Origin of the sequence: Brevundimonas sp. SGAir0440 (assembly GCF_005484585.1) — a bacterium.
In the GTDB taxonomy this organism is placed as follows: domain Bacteria; phylum Pseudomonadota; class Alphaproteobacteria; order Caulobacterales; family Caulobacteraceae; genus Brevundimonas.
This window is the reverse complement of record NZ_CP039435.1, coordinates 2,444,533-2,462,617: the sequence shown is the minus strand read 5'-3', so window position 1 is coordinate 2,462,617 and position 18,085 is coordinate 2,444,533. Positions and strand designations below refer to the sequence as shown.

At 69.1% G+C, this 18,085-nt stretch carries 19 protein-coding genes; 17 read left to right on the top strand and 2 right to left on the bottom strand.

From position 1 onward, the window contains the following. Nucleotides 1-21: 21 nt before the first annotated feature. Genes E7T10_RS12235 through arsH form a run of 5 tightly spaced genes read left to right on the top strand, consistent with a single transcriptional unit; the run spans nucleotide 22 to nucleotide 3,049 of the window. The gene (locus E7T10_RS12235) at nucleotides 22-357 is read left to right on the top strand and encodes a helix-turn-helix transcriptional regulator (RefSeq protein ID WP_137722005.1); all 336 of its coding nucleotides are present in this window, start codon (nucleotides 22-24) and stop codon (nucleotides 355-357) included. Between the two features lie 7 nt (nucleotides 358-364). Then, complete coding sequence (gene arsC / locus E7T10_RS12230; protein WP_137722004.1) at nucleotides 365-790, top strand: arsenate reductase (glutaredoxin); 426 nt, start codon at nucleotides 365-367, stop codon at nucleotides 788-790. Further along, nucleotides 787-1,866 (top strand): ACR3 family arsenite efflux transporter, encoded by a 1,080-nt coding sequence (gene arsB, locus E7T10_RS12225; protein WP_137722003.1) that lies wholly within the window; start codon nucleotides 787-789, stop codon nucleotides 1,864-1,866. The genes arsC and arsB overlap by 4 nt, the downstream gene beginning before the upstream one ends. A gap of 8 nt (nucleotides 1,867-1,874) precedes the next feature. Next, nucleotides 1,875-2,282 (top strand): GNAT family N-acetyltransferase, encoded by a 408-nt coding sequence (locus E7T10_RS12220; RefSeq protein WP_246846010.1) that lies wholly within the window; start codon nucleotides 1,875-1,877, stop codon nucleotides 2,280-2,282. Then, nucleotides 2,282-3,049, top strand: a complete 768-nt coding sequence (gene arsH, locus E7T10_RS12215) for an arsenical resistance protein ArsH (protein ID WP_137722001.1) — start codon at nucleotides 2,282-2,284, stop codon at nucleotides 3,047-3,049. Before E7T10_RS12220 ends, arsH begins: the two co-directional genes overlap by 1 nt. A 12-nt stretch (nucleotides 3,050-3,061) precedes the next feature. On the opposite strand, the gene E7T10_RS12210 is transcribed toward arsH, so the two are convergent. Continuing rightward, complete coding sequence (locus E7T10_RS12210) at nucleotides 3,062-3,487, bottom strand: helix-turn-helix domain-containing protein (protein ID WP_137722000.1); 426 nt, start codon at nucleotides 3,485-3,487, stop codon at nucleotides 3,062-3,064. A 54-nt stretch (nucleotides 3,488-3,541) separates the two neighbouring features. On the opposite strand from E7T10_RS12210, the gene E7T10_RS12205 reads away from it, so the two are divergent. The 10 genes from E7T10_RS12205 (at nucleotide 3,542) to E7T10_RS12160 (ending at nucleotide 14,026) form a co-directional block, all read left to right on the top strand. After that, complete coding sequence (locus E7T10_RS12205) at nucleotides 3,542-4,219, top strand: cation transporter (protein WP_137721999.1); 678 nt, start codon at nucleotides 3,542-3,544, stop codon at nucleotides 4,217-4,219. Nucleotides 4,220-4,349: 130 nt separating this feature from the next. Continuing rightward, nucleotides 4,350-4,703 (top strand): hypothetical protein, encoded by a 354-nt coding sequence (locus E7T10_RS12200; RefSeq protein ID WP_137721998.1) that lies wholly within the window; start codon nucleotides 4,350-4,352, stop codon nucleotides 4,701-4,703. 58 nt (nucleotides 4,704-4,761) lie between these two features. Continuing rightward, on the top strand, nucleotides 4,762-6,015 hold the full coding sequence (locus E7T10_RS12195) for a TolC family protein (protein WP_137721997.1): 1,254 nt from the start codon (nucleotides 4,762-4,764) through the stop codon (nucleotides 6,013-6,015). Beyond that, nucleotides 6,015-7,214 carry an efflux RND transporter periplasmic adaptor subunit gene (locus tag E7T10_RS12190; RefSeq protein WP_137721996.1) on the top strand — a complete coding sequence of 400 codons (1,200 nt, stop codon included), beginning with the start codon at nucleotides 6,015-6,017 and terminating at the stop codon, nucleotides 7,212-7,214. The genes E7T10_RS12195 and E7T10_RS12190 overlap by 1 nt, the downstream gene beginning before the upstream one ends. Nucleotides 7,215-7,226: 12 nt before the next feature. Then, complete coding sequence (locus E7T10_RS12185) at nucleotides 7,227-10,448, top strand: efflux RND transporter permease subunit (protein ID WP_137721995.1); 3,222 nt, start codon at nucleotides 7,227-7,229, stop codon at nucleotides 10,446-10,448. Next, nucleotides 10,448-11,050: a cation transporter gene (locus E7T10_RS12180; RefSeq protein WP_137721994.1), complete on the top strand. Its 603-nt coding sequence runs from the start codon at nucleotides 10,448-10,450 to the stop codon at nucleotides 11,048-11,050. The genes E7T10_RS12185 and E7T10_RS12180 overlap by 1 nt, the downstream gene beginning before the upstream one ends. Continuing rightward, the gene (locus E7T10_RS12175) at nucleotides 11,047-11,958 is read left to right on the top strand and encodes a cation diffusion facilitator family transporter (RefSeq protein WP_137721993.1); all 912 of its coding nucleotides are present in this window, start codon (nucleotides 11,047-11,049) and stop codon (nucleotides 11,956-11,958) included. The genes E7T10_RS12180 and E7T10_RS12175 overlap by 4 nt, the downstream gene beginning before the upstream one ends. A gap of 82 nt (nucleotides 11,959-12,040) precedes the next feature. Beyond that, nucleotides 12,041-12,484 (top strand): DUF305 domain-containing protein, encoded by a 444-nt coding sequence (locus E7T10_RS12170; RefSeq protein WP_017505578.1) that lies wholly within the window; start codon nucleotides 12,041-12,043, stop codon nucleotides 12,482-12,484. 4 nt (nucleotides 12,485-12,488) lie between these two features. Further along, nucleotides 12,489-12,899 (top strand): hypothetical protein, encoded by a 411-nt coding sequence (locus tag E7T10_RS12165; RefSeq protein WP_137721992.1) that lies wholly within the window; start codon nucleotides 12,489-12,491, stop codon nucleotides 12,897-12,899. Next, the gene (locus E7T10_RS12160; protein WP_210416094.1) at nucleotides 12,896-14,026 is read left to right on the top strand and encodes an acyltransferase; all 1,131 of its coding nucleotides are present in this window, start codon (nucleotides 12,896-12,898) and stop codon (nucleotides 14,024-14,026) included. Before E7T10_RS12165 ends, E7T10_RS12160 begins: the two co-directional genes overlap by 4 nt. Nucleotides 14,027-14,218: 192 nt before the next feature. Here the strand turns inward: E7T10_RS12160 and E7T10_RS12155 are convergent, their stop codons facing one another. Then, entirely contained in the window at nucleotides 14,219-15,370 is a 1,152-nt protein-coding gene (locus tag E7T10_RS12155) for a hypothetical protein (protein WP_017505575.1), read from the bottom strand. An 81-nt stretch (nucleotides 15,371-15,451) separates the two neighbouring features. Between E7T10_RS12155 and E7T10_RS12150 the strand changes: the two genes are divergently transcribed. Then, nucleotides 15,452-16,957 (top strand): hypothetical protein, encoded by a 1,506-nt coding sequence (locus E7T10_RS12150; protein WP_137721991.1) that lies wholly within the window; start codon nucleotides 15,452-15,454, stop codon nucleotides 16,955-16,957. After that, nucleotides 16,957-17,934: an SEC-C domain-containing protein gene (locus tag E7T10_RS12145; RefSeq protein ID WP_017505573.1), complete on the top strand. Its 978-nt coding sequence runs from the start codon at nucleotides 16,957-16,959 to the stop codon at nucleotides 17,932-17,934. The genes E7T10_RS12150 and E7T10_RS12145 overlap by 1 nt, the downstream gene beginning before the upstream one ends. Nucleotides 17,935-18,085 lie beyond the last annotated feature (151 nt).

Below are 18,085 nucleotides of genomic sequence, written 5' to 3'. Positions count from 1 at the left end.
TAATTCGACTATCTCGGAACTATGGAAACCAAAGCCTCGATTCTCGCTCTCGCCGCCTTGGCGCAATCGACGCGGCTGGAGGCGTTTCGTCTCCTCGTGCGTCACGAACCCGACGGTCTGCCGGCCGGTGACATCTCCAACCACCTGGCGACTCCGGCCAACACCCTGTCGTCTCATCTCGGCGTCCTGACCCGTGCGGGTCTGATCAAGTCGGAGCGGCGCAGCCGTTCGATCATCTATCGAGCCGACCTGGACCGGTTTCGCGACCTGGTCCTGTTCCTGCTCAAGGACTGCTGCGGGGGCAGGGCGGACCTCTGCGAGCCCTTGCTGGCCGAACTCGCGCCCTGCTGCCCCTGAGGATCCCGTGGACATCGTCATCTATCACAACCCCGCCTGCGGGACGTCGCGCAACGCCCTCGAGCTGATCCGCCACGTGGGCGTGGAGCCTCACGTCATCGAGTATCTGAAATCCCCGCCGTCGCGCGCCATGATCGCCTGGCTGGCCGAGCGCACCGGCGCGACGCTTCGGGGCCTGCTGCGCGAGAAGGGCACGCCCTTCGCCGAACTGGGTCTCGAGAATCCCGCCCTGACGGATGACCAGTTGCTCGATGCGATCGAGGCCCATCCGATCCTGCTCAACCGTCCGATCGTGGTCAGCCCCCTTGCGGTCCGCCTGTGCCGCCCGTCGGAGGCCGTGCTGGACCTGCTGCCGGCCGAGAACCTGAAGCCCTTCACCAAGGAAGACGGGGAGGTCGTAATCGACGCGGACGGCCAGCGGGTGGCGAGATGACCGACGCGCCCGCCGCTCCGCCGCGCCGCCTGTCGTTCCTCGACCGCTGGCTGACGGTATGGATCTTCGCCGCCATGGCGCTGGGCGTCCTGCTCGGAACCGTGGTGCCGGGCCTGCCCGCCTGGGTCGACAGCCTGTCGGTCGGGACCACCAACATCCCGATCGCCATCGGCCTGATCCTGATGATGTACCCGCCGCTGGCCAAGGTCCGCTACGAGGCCCTGCCGCGCGTGTTCGCCGACAAGCGGGTGCTGGCTCTGTCCCTGATCCAGAACTGGGTTCTCGGTCCGGTGCTGATGTTCGCCCTGGCGGTGATCTTCCTGCGCGATCAGCCGGAGTACATGACCGGCGTGATCCTGATCGGCCTGGCGCGCTGCATCGCCATGGTGCTGGTCTGGAACCAGCTGGCGCGCGGCGACAACCAGTATGTGGCCGGTCTCGTGGCCTTCAACTCGATCTTCCAGATCCTGTTCTTCAGCCTCTACGCCTGGGTCTTCCTCACCGTCCTGCCGCCGTTGTTCGGCCTGCAGGGCAGCGTGGTGGACGTCAGCGTCTGGACCATCGCCGGAGCCGTGCTGGTCTATCTCGGCGTGCCGTTCCTGGCGGGGTTCCTGACCCGCCGCAGTTTGATCGCCCGCAAGGGCGCCGACTGGTACGAGCGCCGCTTCCTGCCGCGAATCGGGCCGATCACCCTGATCGCGCTGCTCTGCACCATCGTGGCCATGTTCAGCCTCAAGGGCGGAGAGGTCGTGGCCCTGCCGCTCGACGCCCTGCGCATCGCCATTCCCCTGACGATCTACTTCCTCGTCATGTTCGTCGTCAGCTTCCTGATGGGCAAGCTGATCGAGGCCGACTACCCGCGCACCACGGCCTTGGCCTTGACCGCGGCCTCGAACAATTTCGAGCTGGCCATCGCGGTCGCCATCGCGGCGTTCGGCCTGGCCTCGCCGGTCGCCTTCGCCGCCGTCATCGGCCCGCTGGTGGAGGTGCCGGTGCTGATCCTGCTGGTGTCGGTCGCCCTCTGGATGGGCCGGCGCTGGTTCCCGGACACCGTCCCGCCGGCGGACGCCGGGTGATGGTGGTCATGTATCTGATCGAGCCGACCGACGCCGGCCTGATCGCCGCGCTGCGGGCCGAAGGCCTGCCCGCGCCCGACGCCGGCCGCTACTTCAGCGCCGATCACTGCGGCGCCGTCGTCGGCTACGTCGGACTGGAAGGGGAGGGGCGCGACCTGTTGCTGCGTTCCCTGGTCGTCCTCGCCGACCGGAAGGCGCGCGGCCTGGGAGCCCGGGTGCTGGCCGCCGCGGAGATCGTCGCCGGCGACCTGGGTGCCGCAAGCCTGCATCTGCTCACCACGACGGCCGAGCCCTTCTTCGCCCGGAAGGGCTATCGGGCGGCGAACCGCGAGACGGCGCCGGAGACGATCCGGCGGACCCGCGAGTTCGCGGGGCTCTGCCCGGCGTCGGCGGCCTATCTGACCAAGGACCTCTGATGACCTTCACCCGCCTGCGAGCGCTGCCCGATCCGGATCATCTGCCGGCCCTGGACAAGACCTATCTCGCGGTCGATCCGGCCCGCGGTCTGGGGCCGCACGACCCTCCGCCCCGGATCCTGCTCCTGTACGGTTCGCTGCGCGAACGGTCCTATTCGCGCTTCTGCGTCGAGGAGGCGGCTCGCCTGCTGCAGTGGATGGGCTGCGAAACCCGCATCTTCGATCCGTCGGACCTGCCCCTTCCGGGGTCGCCCGGCGACGACGACCACCCGGCGGTGCGCGAACTGCGCCAGCACGCCCTGTGGTCCGAGGGCATGGTCTGGTGCAGTCCGGAGCGGCACGGCCAGGTCTCGGGCCTGATGAAGCTGCAGATCGACCATCTGCCCCTGAGCATGGGCGGCGTGCGCCCGACCCAGGGCCGGACCCTGGCCGTCATGCAGGTCTCCGGCGGGTCGCAGAGCTTCAACGCCATCAACACCCTGCGGCTGCTCGGTCGCTGGATGCGGATGATCACCATCCCCAACCAATCGAGCGTGGCCAAGGCCTTCCAGGAGTTCGACGACGCCGGGCGGATGAAGCCGTCCGCCTACTACGAGCGCATCGTCGACGTGATGGAGGAGCTGGTCCGCTTCACGATCCTGACCCGGCCTCACGCCGCCCGGCTGGTCGACCGCTATTCCGAGCGCAAGGCGGCCGGGGTTCCGATCGACGCCGCGGACGATCTCTCGTCTATCGCGATTGCGCCCCAATCCCGACCAAACGCCTGACTGTCGGTCTGCCTAGTGTCGGCAGTCGCGGTCCTGAAGGACTTCGATGACCTTGCAGGCCGAGACTCGCCCGCCGGCACAGTCGGTGGTCATCCGTGAAAGTTCAGTCTGAAGCGCCTGTAACTGCCGAATCTTCTCCGTGATATCGGCCAGGTGCCGTTCCGCGATGGCGTTTGCGTCACTGCAGGTGCGGTCGGGGTGATCGGCAAGGTCGAGGAGCGAGCGGATAGCGTCCAGGTCGAAGCCCAACTGGCGGGCGTGCCGGATAAAGCCGAGCCGGCGCAGTGCGGGTTCGTCGTAGAGCCGACGATCGCTGGCGGTACGCGGCGGCTCGGGCAGGAGCCCGGCCTGCTCGTAGAAGCGGATGGTCGGCACCTTCACGCCGGTCGCGGCGGAGAGCTTGCCGATGGTCAGATGCGGAGCGGAAGGGAGCGTCATCGGCTGAAAATAGGCGCTTGATCCTCTAGTGACTAGAGGATGTAGACCGAGGTCATGGACCAGACCGAAACCTCCTGCCGCCCGACCTCCGGCTGCTGTGGTCATGACGTAAAGTTCGACGGCGCCACGCCGGCCTATCGCCGCGTGCTGGTGGCCGTGATCGCCATCAACCTCGTCGGCTTCGCTGCGGTGTTGGCCGGCAGCGTCGCGCAGGGGTCGGCCGCGCTCGCCGCCAATGCGCTCGACTTCCTCGCCGACAGCGTCACCTACGCCGTCAGCCTCTGGGTCATCGGGCGATCGATGCGCCTGCGCGCGGGAGCGGCGCTCGCCAAGAGCGCCAGCCTGGTCGTGCTGGGGCTGTCTGTCCTCGGCTTCGCGGTCTGGCGGGCCATGACCGGGGCAGCCCCGGAGGGCTTCGTGATCACGGGCCTGGGTCTATTCGGCTTCGCCGCCAACCTGGTCGCCGCCGCCTTGCTGCTGCGCTTCAGGGACGGAGACGCCAATGTTCGATCGGTCTGGCTCTGTACGCGCAACGACCTGGCCCACAGCCTCGGCGTCGCCGCGGCGGGGGGTCTGGTCTGGCTGACGGGATCGCGCTGGCCCGATCTCGCCGCCGGCGCCCTGCTGGCCTTCATCTTCCTGCAATCCGCCTGGTCGATCACCCGTCAGGCGCTGGTCGAGACCCGCGAGGCCGCTCGCTCGTCCGCCGCCCTGCCTGGAGCGGGCGCTTGATCCGCCGGGCCCGATCCGGCGTGACCGGTCGTCGCAGCAGGGCGGGTCGGAGCGCCTGCCCGTCGCGCAAGGCCGGGGCCGCCGGAGCAGCGTACTGTGTAACAGATTGCCGATACGGGCGAACGAAAGTATGCAGCCGCCGATGACCTGGTCGATGGTGACATGGGCGAAGTTGATTCTGGCGGTGACCTTCGTCGCCGCCGCCTTCTTCGTCGCGCCCATCGCTGACGCAGCGACCTGCCAGCCCGAACCGCCCGCCGCCCACGCCCTGGTCGATCACGATCCGGCCGAAGGCGACCACACCGGCGGCAAGGACCACGGCATCTGCTCGCACGGCCATTGCCATCATACCGCCGCCGCTCGCACGACGGTCGGCGAGGACCTGCCTCTGCAAGCCTTCGACCGGCCGCTCCACGCCTTGCCCCTGAGCGATCTCTTCGGCTCCATCGCGCCCGACGGACTGAAACGCCCTCCCAGAGCCTGACACGACGACCGCGCTTCCGCGCGGGCTCTCTCGTGTCACTCCCTCTGGAAGATGAATCATGCCTGCCTCATATCGCCGGCCGCCGCGTTTCGCGGTCGGCTGCGCGCTCGCCGCTATCGCGGCTGTGCTGGCCAGCCCCGCGTGGGCTGACCCTGCGCCTTCGTTCGCCGAGCTCCTCGCCCGGCTAGACCAGACCCCGGCCACCCTGGAAGCCGGCGCGCTTCTGGACGCCGCTGAAGCCCGGGCGCGCCAGGCGCGTGTCCGCCCCAACCCGACCCTCGCCCTCGACGCCGAGAACGCGTTCGGGAGCGGGCCCTTCTCTGGCTACGGCAATGCCGAGACCACGCTCTCGATCACTCAGGATCTTGAGCTCTGGGGTCGACGCACGGCTCGCATCAACGCGGCCCGCGCCGATGCCGGGACCGCCTCGCTCCGACGAGACCTGGCCGTGGTCGACGCCGCCGGACGGTTGGCGCTGGTCTACGCCGACGCCGAGGCGGCCGAGCGTCGCGCGACCTTGGCCGAGGAGAAACTGAGCCTCACCCTCGCCGACGCCCGCGCGGCCCTGGTGCTGGTGGAGGAGGGGCGCGAGCCGCTTCTGCGCGGCATCCAGGGCGAGAGCGAAGCCGCCGCCGCGCGCGCCGGTCTCGATGAAGCCATCGCCGAACGGGACGCGGCCTTCGCCCGGCTCACGGCGGTGGCCATGCTCGCCGAGCCGGTGACGACGATCGACGTCAGCTTGCTGGACCTCGCGCCAGCGACCGCCCTTTCGCCGACGGACCAGACGCCGACCGTGCGCGTGGCCGAGGCTGAGCGCTCGGCCGCCGAAAGCCGCATCGCGGTCGAACGCACCCGGTCGCGACCGGACGTCAGCGCCAGCGTCGGACTTCGCCGCTACGAGGCGGAAGACGCGACGGCGCTGACCTTCGGCCTCAGCCTGCCCCTGCCGCTGTTCGATCGGAACCGCGGCAACATCGAAGCCGCCCAGGCGGACTTCAGGGCGGCCGACGCCCGGCTGATAACCGCCCGTCAGGAAGCCCAGGCGGACCGGGCCGCAGCACAGGCGCGCCTCCGCGCCTCGGTGAGCCGCGTCAACGCCGCCGACGCCGGGGTGACCTCCGCGGAAGAAGCCTACCGCCTCTCGCGGATCGGCTTCGAGGCGGGCCGGATCTCGCAGCTCGAGCTTCGCGCGACCCGCACCGCCCTGGTCAACGCCAGAACCGCCGCCGTGGACGCCCGCCTCGCCCGGGTCCGCGCGGAAATCGATCTCGCGCGCCAGGACGGCCGCGCCCCCTTCCAAGGAGCCCAATGATGCGCAAGCGCACTTCCAACAAGACCTTGCTGATCGGCGGGGTCGCCGCCCTCGTCATCCTCGGGGCCGGGGGTCTTTACCTCGCCATGGGGCGGTCGGATCCGCCCGCCGGCGAAGGCGCGGCGGCTGAAGGCGAAGCCGGCCACGCCGAAGAGGAGGGCGGTCACGCCGAAGGCGAGGCCGAAGCTCCCGAGGGCTTCGTCGCTCTCAGCGCGGCCCAGGCCCAGGCCGCCAATCTGGTCGTCGTCGGCGTCGGCCGGGGCGGGGGCGCCGAGACCCGGCTCTCCGGTCGCGTCGAACCCATGATCGACGCCCGCGCCGCCGTCGCCGCGTCCGTCGGCGGACGGGTGGAACGGGTGCTGGTGGCGCCCGGCCAGTCCGTTCGGATCGGCCAGCCCCTGGCCAGCCTCGTGAGCGGCGACGCGGCCACCTTCCGCGCCGACGCGGACGCGGCCGCGGCCCAGTCCGAGGCCGCGCGCCAGGCCTATCAGCGCAACAGCAACCTCGCCGACCAGGGCGTCGTCGCCCGGCAAGAGGTCGAGGCGTCCCGGGCGCAGCTGCTGAGCGCCGAGGCGGCGGCCCGGGCGGCGCGCGCGCGGTCGAGCGCGGCCGGATCGCCCAACGCCGCCGGACGGCTGAGCGTGAACAGCCCGATCGCCGGCGTGGTCACCAGCGTTCAGGTCGGCCCTGGCGGCTTCGTCCCGCAGGGCGGTGTGATCGCCGAAGTGACCAACCCCGCCCGCGTCGAACTCGTGTTCAACGCGCCGCCGCACCTTGCGGCGCTTGTTCGCGCGGGATCGACCTTGCGGGTCTCCAGCCCCGCGGGCGACTTCGACGCCGTCGTCACCGGCGTCGCCGCCGGGGCGGGCGCGGAAAGCGGCGCCACCGTGATCCGGGCGCGTCCGACGGGAGCGACCCTGCCGCCGGCCGGTTCCGCCGTCACCGGCGCGATCGTGACGGGTGAAGCCGCCGGCGGCCTGACCGTGCCGACGGAAGCCATTCAGACCGTCGACGGCGCCAGCGTCGTCTTCATCCAGGTCCCGAACGGCTTCCAGCTTCGCCCCGTGCTCGTCGGTCGCCAGGCCGGGGGACGCACGGAAATCCTGCGCGGCCTCGACGGGTCCGAGCGGGTCGCCGGAACCAACGCCTTCCTCCTCAAAGCCGAACTCGCCAAGGGCGAGGCCGAGCACGGCCACTAGGGGAACGGGCGCATGTTCAAATTCATCATCGAGCTGTCGGTCAAATTCCGATGGTTCATCGTCTTGGCCACGGCGCTCGTCGCTGCCTACGGCCTCCTCGAACTGACACGGTTGCCGATCGACGCCGTGCCGGACATCACCAACCGTCAGGTGCAGGTGACCACCGTCGCCCCGGCCCTGGCCCCCGAACAGATCGAACGTCAGGTCACCTATCCGATCGAGACCGCCATGGCCGGCATCCCCGGCCTGACCTCGACCCGGTCGCTGAGCCGCAACGGCTTCAGCCAGGTGACCGTCATCTTCACCGACCAGACGGACATCTATTTCGCCCGTCAGCAGGTCGCCGAACGATTGGCGCAGGCGCGCGAAACGATGCCCGAAGGCGTCGAACCGGCGCTGGCCCCGATCACGACCGGCCTGGGCGAGGTGCTGATGTGGACGGTGGACTACAAGCCGTTCAACAGCGCCAACCTGGCCAAGCCGGGCCAGACCGGCTGGCAGGCCGGCGGCGCCTATCTGACACCTGAAGGCGATCTCCTCACCACCCCGCAACAGCGCGCCACCTATCTGCGTACCGTGCAGGACTGGATCATCGCTCCGCAGATGCGGACGGCGCCCGGCCTGGCCGGCGTCGATACGGTCGGCGGTTATGTGAAGGAATACGCAGTTCGTCCGGATACCGCGCGTCTGTCGGCCTACGGGCTCGGCATGGGCGACCTCATCCAGGCGCTCGACCGGGCCAACACCCAGGCCGGAGCCGGCTATGTCCAGCGTGCGGGCGAGGCCCTGACGGTCCGCACGGACGCCCTGGCCTCGACCGTCGAGGACCTCGCCCAGGCGCCTGTCGTCAATCGAAGCGGCCTTGTGGTCCGCGTCGCCGACGTCGCCACCGTCGAGGTCGGCCAGGCCCCGCGTCTGGGCGGCGCCAGCCGCGACGGACACGAAGCGGTCCTCGGCACCGCCCTGATGATCGCGGGCGGCAACAGCCGCACCGTGGCCCAGGCCGCCGGCGACCGGCTCGAGGAAGTGCAGAAGACCCTGCCGCCCGGCATCGAGGCCGTGACGGTGCTGGATCGAAGCGCCTTGGTGAACTCCACCATCGCCACGGTGGCGCGCAATCTGACCGAAGGCGCGCTCCTGGTCATCGTCGTGCTCTTCCTGCTGCTCGGCAATATCCGGGCGGCGAGCATCACGGCGTTGATGATCCCGATCAGCTTCCTGTTCGCCGTTATCGGCATGAACCGGTTTGGCATCAGCGGCAATCTGATGAGCCTCGGCGCGCTGGACTTCGGTCTCCTTGTCGACGGCGCCGTGGTCGTTGTCGAGAACACCCTGCTGATGCTCAGTCAGAAGCGCGCCGAGGCCGGGCGCATGCTGACGCGGCACGAGCGTCTCGGCGTCGCCGCCGCGGCGGGGCGCCAGATGGTCAAGCCGGCCGCCTTCGGTCAGCTGATCATCCTGCTGGTGTTCACCCCCCTGCTGATGCTGGAAGGGGTCGAAGGCAAGACCTTCATCCCGATGGGCGCGACGGTCATGCTGGCCCTGGTCGGCGCCTTCATCTTCTCCTTCACCTTCGTGCCGGCGATGACGGCGCTTCTGGTGCGGGATCCCAAGAAGGTCGAGGTCGACGAACACGGCCACGCCCACGAGCACGAGACCTTCCTGCTGCGCCACGCGCGCCGCTGGATCGCTCCGGCCATTCGCACGGCCGTCGATCGTCCGAAGATCGTCCTGCTCTCCGCGCTCGGCGCCCTGGTCATCGGCGGCGTCACCTTCACCGCCCTCGGCCGGGAGTTCATCCCGACCCTGGACGAGGGCGACATCGCCATGCAGGCGCTGCGGGTCCCGTCGGCGTCGCTCGAGCAGTCGCTCGCCATGCAGATGGCGATCGAGCGGGCGATCAAGGCCCAGCCGGAAGTGGAGACCATGTTCTCGCGGACCGGCACCGCCGAAGCGGCGGTGGACCCCATGCCGCCCAACATCTCCGACAGCGTCATCGTTCTGAAGGACCGCAAGGACTGGCCCAACCCGGGTCTGGAGAAGGAAGAGCTGATCGCCCGCTTCGAGGAAGTCGCGTCGCGGCAGATCGGCAACAACTTCGAATTCAGCCAGCCGATCGAGCTCCGCTTCAACGAGCTGATCTCGGGGGTGCGGACCGATCTGGCGGTCATGGTCTATGGCGACGATTTCGCCACCATGCAGCGGGTCGCCGACCAGGTGGCCAACGCCCTGCGCCAGACGAACGGGGCGGCCGACGTGAGGGTGGAACAGGCCTCCGGCCTGCCGACCCTGACGATCAGCGTGGACCGGTTCGCCGCGGCCAACTACGGCCTGTCGGCGGCGGACGTCTCCGAAGCGGTTTCGGCCGCGATCGGCGGCGCCGAGGCCGGCCGCATCTTCGAGGGCGACCGACGTTTCGACGTCGTGGTCCGTCTGCCGGACGCTGCGCGTAACGATCCGGCGGCGCTGGCGGCCTTGCCGATCGTGTCATCGACCGGCGTGACCGTGCCCCTGTCCTCGGTCGCGCGCATCCAGAGCGCGGAGGGACCGAACCAGATCAGCCGCAACGACGGCAGCCGCCGCATGGTCGTCCAGGCCAATGTGCGGGGGCGCGATCTGGGCGGCTTCGTCACCGACGCCCAGAGGTCGGTGGATCAGGTTCAGCTCCCGCCGGGCGTCCGCCTGGATTGGGGCGGCCAGTTCGAGAACCTAAAGCGCGCCGAACAGCGGCTGGGCCTGGTCATTCCGATCGTCTTCGTCCTGATCGGCGTGTTGCTGTTCATGGCGCTGGGCTCCTTCGCCGAGGCGGGTCTGGTGTTCGCCTGCGTGCCGCTCGCCCTGGTGGGCGGGGCGCTGGCGCTGCTCTTGCGCGGCATGCCGTTCTCCGTCTCGGCGGCCGTCGGTTTCATCGCCGTCTCCGGCGTGGCGACGCTCAACGGCCTGGTGCTGATGCAGGCGATCCGCGAGCGGCTTCAGGCGGGATTGCCGCCCCGTGACGCGGCCATCGAGGGTGCGTCCAGCCGCCTGCGGGCGGTGCTCACCACCGCCATGGTGGCGATCGTCGGCTTCATTCCGATGGCCATCGCCCACGGCGCGGGAGCCGAGGTTCAGAAGCCGCTGGCGACCGTCGTCATCGGCGGCCTGATCACCGCCACCGCCCTGACCCTGCTGGTGCTCCCGACCTTTGCGGCCAAGGCGGTGCGTCATCGCAAGGACGAGGGGATCGAAGACTGATGGCCCGGCCCCAGGATGACCGTCGGCAGCGCCGGACGCTGCTGACGGTTCTCGGCCTCAACGCCGGCCTGGCGGCGGCGCTAGGAATCGGCGGCGTGTCCGCCGATTCCAGCGCCTTGCTGGCCAATGCGCTGGATAACGCCTCGGACGCGGCGGTCTATCTGATCAGCTTCCTGGCCATCGGTCGGGCAGGAAGTTGGAAACGAGGCGCCGCGAGGGCGTCGGGGATCATGCTGCTGGTCTTCGCCGTCGGCGTCCTCGTCGACGCCGTGCGGCGGGTGATCACCGGAACCGAGCCGATCGGTCCGACCATGATGGCGCTCGCCCTGGTCGCCGCCGTGGTCAATCTGATCTGCCTGCAGCTCATCCGCCGCCAGCACAGCATCGACGTCAACATGAAGGCGGCCGAGACCTTCAGCTTCAACGACTTCGCGTCCAACGGCGGCATCCTCGTCGCCGGCGGTCTGGTCCTCTGGCTCGACCAGGCCTGGCCCGACCTCGTCGTCGGCGTCCTCGTCGCGGCGATCGCGATCAAGGGCGGCGTCGAGATTCTCCGCGACGCCAACGCCGCCTCCGACCACCCACAGGAACGCGCCTCATGACCAGCCACGACCACTCCAGCGGCCACGCTCACGACCACACCGCCGGGGCCAACGCCCGGCAGCTCAGCATCGCCCTGGCGCTGACCGGGACCTTCCTGATCGTTGAGGTCATCGGCGGCCTGGTGTCCAACAGCCTCGCCCTGCTGTCGGACGCCGCGCATATGTTCACCGACGCGGCGGCCCTCGCCATTGCGCTGCTGGCGATCAAGATCGGCCAGCGGCCAGCGGATGAGAAACGCACCTTCGGTTATCGGCGGTTCGAGATCCTGGCGGCGGCGTTCAACGCCGTGCTGCTTTTCGTCGTCGCCGGCTACGTCCTCTACGAGGGGATCAAGCGCATTCTGGATCCCGAGCCCGTCGGCTCGATCGGCATGCTGATCGTCGCCGCCGCCGGCCTGGTGATCAATCTGATCTCCATGCGCATCCTGTCGAGCGGCAAGGATCGCAGCCTCAACGTCAAGGGCGCCTATCTGGAGGTCTGGGCGGACATGCTCGGATCGCTCGGCGTCCTCGTCGCCGCCGTCGTCATCACCGTGACGGACTGGCGCTGGGTCGATCCGATCGTCGCGATCGCCATAGGCCTCTGGGTCCTGCCCCGGACCTGGATTCTGTTGCGCGACACCACCCACATCCTGCTGGAGGGCGCCCCGCGCGGCGTGGCCCTGTCGGACGTGCGGGCCGCCATCCTCGCCACCCCCGGGGTCGCCAGCCTTCACGACCTCCACGTCTGGGTCTCGGGCGCGGATCAGGCGAGCTGCACGGTTCACGTCGTGCTGGCGGAGGGCGCCGACGCCGACGCCGTCCGACAGGCCGTCGGCGACATGCTCGAAGAGCGCTTCGACCTGCATCACACGACCGTCCAGACCGAGCTCGAGCCCTGCGGCGACGCCGGAGGTCTGCACGTATGACCCGAAGCGACGACCCAGCCCGGTCCGCCGCCATGACGGGCGACGAGAGCCGGACCCTTTTTCAAACTCAAAGGAAAACGCCATGAAGCGCACCGGTTGGATCTCGGTGATCGCGGTCTTCCTCGCCGTCGCCGCCTTCGCCTTCGGCATTCTGTCCCGTCGAGGCGCCCCCGACGCCTCGGCCCCGCCGCCGGTCGAGGCGCGAGCGATCGATGCGCACGCCGGTCACGACGACGCGCCCTCGGATACGCCGTCGACGCGCGCCTACCGGGAGGCCGCTGACCGCATGCACCAGGCGATGAACATCGACTACTCCGGCGATGCCGACATCGACTTCTTGCGCGGCATGATCGCCCACCACGAGGGCGCAATCGCCATGGCCAGGATCGCCGTGGAGGAGGGCGAGGCGGACGACGTGCGCGGCCTCGCGCAGGAGATCATCCGCGCCCAGGAAGCCGAAATCCTGCGGATGCGGATCATGCTGGCGCGGCACGAAGACGCGCCGGTCGAACCTGCACGGCCCTGACCTCATGGCCGGCAAGCGCTTCACGGTCCGCAGCCGCAGCATCCGCTGGCGCGAAGGGCGCTGCAAGGGCCGCCCCGGCTCGAGCCCGCGCCCGCCGTCGAAACCCCGGCCGGTGCTCGATGTCGTGATCGCCGTCGGCGCCAGCCTGGTCGCGGCCTTCTTCGTCCTGTGCATGGCCTTCTCCCTGCTCGGCGCCTACGGCACGCCGCTCTACATCGGCTACGGCGTGATGATGAGCCTGGTGACGGGCGGCTGTCTGGTGTTCGGTCCCCGCGACCGGGCGGGGTTGATGATCGCCGGCGGGCTCGGCGTGCTCTGCGTCGCCGGAACCCTCATCCTGTACGGGGTGCGGGCGGACGTGCACTACCATCCGCACGCCAACGAACGCCCCGCCGCCACAGGGAAGCGCGAATGACGATCAGCTCCGGTGTGGAAGGTCAGGCCCGCCGCCCCGCGCGCATCGCACGCGGCGGCTGGCTGGACGTGCTGCGGTTCGCCGCCGGATCGCTGATCATCCTCTACCACTTCCGGGAAGCGGCCCCGCTGCCGCTCGGACAGATCCATCCGGTGTTCGACCGGGGGTTCCTGCTCACCGACTTCTTCATCATCGACTCCGGCTATGTGCTGGCCCGGATCTACGGCGAGCGCCTTGCCTCGGGCGGGATGGACGTCAGGACCTACGCCCGGCAGCGGCTGCTGCGCGTGTTCCCGGCCCATCTGGCCGTGATCGCCGGTTTCGCGGCCCTCGTCGCGGCCGCCGCGTTGGCCGGGGTCCGACCGAGCAATACCCAATGGTTCGACTGGAGCCAGCTGCCCGCCCAGGCCTTGCTCGTGCAGGCCTATGGCGTGCCGGGCGGTGTCGGCTGGAACGCGCCGACCTGGACGCTGTCGGCTCTGATCGGCTGCTATCTGCTCCTGCCATGGGTCTGCCGAGCGCTCTGGGGCCGGCCCTGGGCCACGGCCGCGGTCGCGATCGCCCTGCTTTTCGCCGCCGACGTCGCCAGCCGCGTCTGGCTGGGCGATCCGGTCTATCGCCTGCCGCTGCGGTTCGGGTTCCTCCGCGCCATTCCGCTCTTCCTGCTGGGCGTGGCCGCCGCCGTGGTCGGTGCGCGCGTCTACGTGCGCCCGTCCGTTGCGGCAGTCCTTGGGCTCGGCGCCTTCGGCGCACTGGCGCTCCTGCAGTCGGCGGGGCCCTTCGGCTTGGCCTCCCTTCTTCTGATGACCCTCATCATCTGGGCGGCCGGAGCCTTGCCCATGGTGCGCCCGTCGCGCCTGATAGAACACCTCGGCCTGATGTCGTTCGCGATGTTCCTCACCAATGAGGTGACCCGCATCGTCTGGTTCGGCGTCTTCGACGCCGTCGGTCAATCGGATTGGGCCATCGGGACGCGGTGGGGCGTCTGGGCCGCGGGTCTGGCGGCGGCGTTCATGGGGGCGGCGGCGTTCCGGTATGGGTTCGACCGGCCGGTCCAGGATCGGCTGAATCCGCCGAGGTCCGCGACGCCAGCGCCGGGGGTCAGCGCGGATCGGCCGGTGGCCTGACGCGGCTGCGGATCTCGGCGCCGTTGTGCCGACCCCAGACGCCAAGCGAGCTGGCGGCGATCGGCGGCAAGGGTTGGTAGGGTTCGCATCCGGTGGCTTCCGTGCCCAGCGACCTGCCGGCATGCCGGGCAAGCTCAGCGCCCCCGAGCCTGGCCGCGTCGCTGTCGACGGCGGCCAGGCTTTGTCGATCGATCAGGCGGCTTCGCTCTCGCCAGCCTCAAGCGTAGCCGCGGTCGTGGAAACGAAACCCTCAAACCGCGCGGGGTCTGCCAGTGCCTCACGCAACTGGCCGCCCCAGTCTGGATGGCGCTTCAACCACTGGGCCCAGGCCTGGTCCGAGACCCCGTGATGAGCGGCCAGATAGTGTCCGATCATCGCCGGCGCCTGAGCCGCCACGAAGGTGGCGTTCAGTCGGTGAATGACGCTGAACATCCGATAACCGTGGGCGAAGGCCCGGACCCGCCCCTCCAGGGCGAAGCCGCGTAGAAGCTCGAGCATGGCCCCGGACGGCGTGACGTACTCCGGCGCGTGCTGGGCCCGGATGGCTTCGGCGACCTTGACCGTGTCGTCGACGCCGAGAGCGAGCAGGGCCTCGTGGATCGTGCGCGTGACGCGCCCGTCGGTGTAATCGTCGGACTCGAAGTCATTCACCTGGACGGCGTACTCCACGTCGAGGACGGCCTGCCGGGCGAGTTCGTCCGGAAGTCCGACCGGCGCCAGAACCCGGATCGCGGGTCCGCGCTGGCGATCATCGATCACTTCAAGCACGCCCGCCTCTGTGAGCACGGCGAGCTCCCGTGCAAATCGGGGATGTTTGGCCTCGCTCCGAAAGACCGACGCGATGTCGCCGGGATAGTCCAAGGCCAGCGTCTCAGGGTCCAGAGTGGGGGTCCGCTGGTGCCCGCCGTGGATGTTCATGAGCACGCCGCAGACCATGGCCTGCCGCAGCCTTTGGCCGGCGCCGGAGCCCGGGCGGATCAGCGGTGTCTTGGTGCGGTGCAGAACCTCGGTCGCGAACACATACGGCATGACGTCCCGGAAGAAGTTCGGCGGTATGCCGTCGCCGGGAGGATCCTCGGCGTCCGGGTCGGGGCTCCAGGCTTCAGCGAGCGGACCGCGACAGGCTGGCGGCAGCGCCGCCAGAAGTCGTCTGCGGTAGGCGTCGCCGTCTTGCGGGCGACTGCCGGTCCGGAGATTGGCTTGGAGGTCATGCCAGTCCTGAAATCCGCCGGCGTTCGCAACCGCGGTCTGACACCGGTGCAGCGGAACATGAAAGCCGCTGTCGTCGAACAACCGCTTGAGCTCTTTGGCGCGAGCCTTCGCGCCGTCGAGGGTGGAGTACATTTGATCCTTCTCTCTCGGCCAAGTCGAAACTGCTGCTCGTCTCTCGCGGCCGACAGGAGGATGCGGTCGTGAAAGGGTGGGGTGCGTCTCGTTGGACCAAGGGTCCTTCGCCAGGGCAGCGGCCACGCCGACGTTGACGGCGTTGAAGGAAGGCTACGCCGACGCCGCGGAAAAGCAAGCGCTGCTGTTGGTCCGTCCACCTGCGCCGGATCGAATGGTCGAGGATTTGGCTCTGCGTCTTTGGGACAGAGCTCATCGGTTTCGGCAGGCGTCCGAAACGACTACCGTCGTCTCATGCTGGATTTCCGGAAGCCGCAGGCGTTCTCGGGCCGCCTCTCAAGGGGCGGTGACCATCATGATGTGGCGTTCAAACTCACCCTGACCCCGTCCGGATCGCTCGTCTTCGACTTCGAGGAACTGCCCTTCAGCAGGGCGACCGCCTGGCTGCGCGGCCTCGACGACCCCGGTGAGAGGGTGTCCTACTTCAGCCTCGTCGCGCAGTCGGGCGAGGTGACGCTGACGACGGATCATCTGCACCTCAACGCGCCAGTCCATGACGATCAGGAGGGGTCTTATCTCGCCTTGAAGGGGCAGGCCCAACTGGCGACCCTGACAGCCGCGCGCACGGATGAAGAGCCGTTCCTGCGCATGGGGCTGCGGGGGTTTCGGGGCTTCGGCCGGTATCAGGTCGAGACGGCCCTCGGAACGATCTATGTCGGCGGCGGCTCGTCCAAGTCCGTCGATGACACGATCTCGGGATTCATAACCCTGGTCGCGCCGTCCGCTGTCGCAGACCTGCCGGCCTGGCGGACGGAGGCGGGACGGCTGCTGGAGTATCTCAGGCTCATGACGAGCTTCGCGGCCGGTCGGAACCTCAAGGGCCCGACCCTGGAATACGCGAGCGGCACGGAGTGGGCGCTCGAAGTCCTCGAGCAGGCCGGCGGGGGCGACACCCATCAGCCCGTCATCCATTTCCTCAACCAGCAGCCCTTCGTCCGCGCGGCCGTCGACGCCTGGTTTGAACCAGTATTCAAGGTCGAGCAGCTGATGTTCGCCCTCGAGTGGTATGTGATGGCCGCGGGGTACACGGAGATGCGGCTGGTTCAGGCCATGACCGTTCTCGAGAACCTGAGCCACGCCAACCTGACGTCTCGCCAGAGCCATTTTCTCTCGCCGGCGCGGTTCAAACGGCTCCCGACCGCGATGCGGGCGGCGGCGCCGGCCGCTCAAGGCGATCCTGACCTTGAAGCGCTGTTGACGGCCCTGCCGGGCAAGATGGCGGACCTGAATCGCCGGCCGCTGAAAGACAAGGTCAGACTGCTTATGAAGCAGTGGAATGTCCCGGTCGCCGATCTCAATCTTGAGGCGCTGGATCGTGCGGTGAACGTCCGAAACGAGATCGTGCACCGCGGCCACTATCGCGCCGACGAGCCGCGATCCTCGACAGGATCGGGCCTTTGGCCTCACGTGCAGTTCGTCCGGGAGTTCATCGCCCGGATCGTGTTCGCGATGATCGCTTATGACGGCCAGCGGATCGGCTGGATCGGCGGCTATCATCTGACGACCTATCCGCCGCCGGAGGTCTGATGGCGTCCCGGCGTTGGGTCGTTCCGCCCCAGGATCAATGGGATTTCCCCTGGACGCGCGGCGACCGCTGTCCCTGCGAAAGCGGGAAGCCGTTCGGCGACTGTTGTCTGAGCCCCGACGGGCGGCCCCTTCTGAAGCTCGGTCCGATCCATCCGACGCCGCCGGCCACCGGCTATGCCCACCCCAGATGCTATCTCAACCGGTCATGCGACTGCTCACGCACCATCAGCCGGGAGCACTACATCAGCCGGGGCCTGATCAGCCGGCCGGGCCTCAAGGTCAGGGGCATGCCGTGGCAGGCGGAGCCGGTCATGGCGACGTCCGCCGACGCCCTGACATCCAAGATCCTGTGTCAGCGCCATAACTCCGCGCTGTCGCCCCTGGACGCCCATGCGCAGCGGGCGTTCCTGGCTCTGGAGGCCGCGCAGATGCACGCCACAAAGGCGTCCCTGTCGCGCAAGCGGTTTTCGACCCTCATCTCCGGCGAGGCGCTCGAACTCTGGGCGATGAAGACCCTGGCCGGTCTCTATGCGACGGGCATGGACTTCAAGGTCGGGCCCTACCGATTCCGCGACTATCCGCCGCCGATGGCGAACATCGCCGACGCCCTGACGGCGACTTCGCCCCGAAGCCTCATGCGTCTGGAGGTGCCGACGGATCCGGACGCGCACGAGGCGTCCCTCGGCCGCTCGGCCGTCTCGACCCTTCCGGTCATCGACGAGGATCAGGGTCGGCTGGTCGCGGTCATCTTCCGCCTGCAAGGGCTGGGATTGAAGTTCCACCTCGACGAGGGGGCGCCGACGCCGCCTGACCCGAGGGGGCTTCGACCCCATATGATCGATGTGGTGGGGCCGGACCGGAGCAGCCGGATCTACGTCAGCTGGGGCGACGCGAGGCCCGGTCAAATCGTCTTCCTCAAGCTGAAGCCCGCGACGCCGCGTCAGAAGGACGCCTGGCGCGCCTCGCACCAGGGCTAAGGGCTCCGCCCTCGCGCGGGCCAGGGTGAAGCGGCTTCGCCGCCGGACCGGCCGGTCTCCCCGACCTTCCGCGCTAGCGACGGGCGTCATGACAATCATCAGGGTCAGGCTTGTGCAGGTCGGGCGATCCCCCTCCGGCCGGTCCGCCCTG

Coding starts and splice junctions, on each gene's coding strand:
- E7T10_RS12235 (WP_137722005.1), top strand. CDS start 22: ATGGAAACCAAAGCCTCGATTCTCGCTCTCGCCGCCTTGGCGCAATCG.
- arsB (WP_137722003.1), top strand. CDS start 787: ATGACCGACGCGCCCGCCGCTCCGCCGCGCCGCCTGTCGTTCCTCGAC.
- E7T10_RS12220 (WP_246846010.1), top strand. CDS start 1,875: ATGTATCTGATCGAGCCGACCGACGCCGGCCTGATCGCCGCGCTGCGG.
- arsH (WP_137722001.1), top strand. CDS start 2,282: ATGACCTTCACCCGCCTGCGAGCGCTGCCCGATCCGGATCATCTGCCG.
- E7T10_RS12210 (WP_137722000.1), bottom strand. CDS start 3,487: ATGACGCTCCCTTCCGCTCCGCATCTGACCATCGGCAAGCTCTCCGCC.
- E7T10_RS12205 (WP_137721999.1), top strand. CDS start 3,542: ATGGACCAGACCGAAACCTCCTGCCGCCCGACCTCCGGCTGCTGTGGT.
- E7T10_RS12200 (WP_137721998.1), top strand. CDS start 4,350: ATGCAGCCGCCGATGACCTGGTCGATGGTGACATGGGCGAAGTTGATT.
- E7T10_RS12195 (WP_137721997.1), top strand. CDS start 4,762: ATGCCTGCCTCATATCGCCGGCCGCCGCGTTTCGCGGTCGGCTGCGCG.
- E7T10_RS12190 (WP_137721996.1), top strand. CDS start 6,015: ATGCGCAAGCGCACTTCCAACAAGACCTTGCTGATCGGCGGGGTCGCC.
- E7T10_RS12185 (WP_137721995.1), top strand. CDS start 7,227: ATGTTCAAATTCATCATCGAGCTGTCGGTCAAATTCCGATGGTTCATC.
- E7T10_RS12180 (WP_137721994.1), top strand. CDS start 10,448: ATGGCCCGGCCCCAGGATGACCGTCGGCAGCGCCGGACGCTGCTGACG.
- E7T10_RS12175 (WP_137721993.1), top strand. CDS start 11,047: ATGACCAGCCACGACCACTCCAGCGGCCACGCTCACGACCACACCGCC.
- E7T10_RS12170 (WP_017505578.1), top strand. CDS start 12,041: ATGAAGCGCACCGGTTGGATCTCGGTGATCGCGGTCTTCCTCGCCGTC.
- E7T10_RS12165 (WP_137721992.1), top strand. CDS start 12,489: ATGGCCGGCAAGCGCTTCACGGTCCGCAGCCGCAGCATCCGCTGGCGC.
- E7T10_RS12160 (WP_210416094.1), top strand. CDS start 12,896: ATGACGATCAGCTCCGGTGTGGAAGGTCAGGCCCGCCGCCCCGCGCGC.
- E7T10_RS12155 (WP_017505575.1), bottom strand. CDS start 15,370: ATGTACTCCACCCTCGACGGCGCGAAGGCTCGCGCCAAAGAGCTCAAG.
- E7T10_RS12145 (WP_017505573.1), top strand. CDS start 16,957: ATGGCGTCCCGGCGTTGGGTCGTTCCGCCCCAGGATCAATGGGATTTC.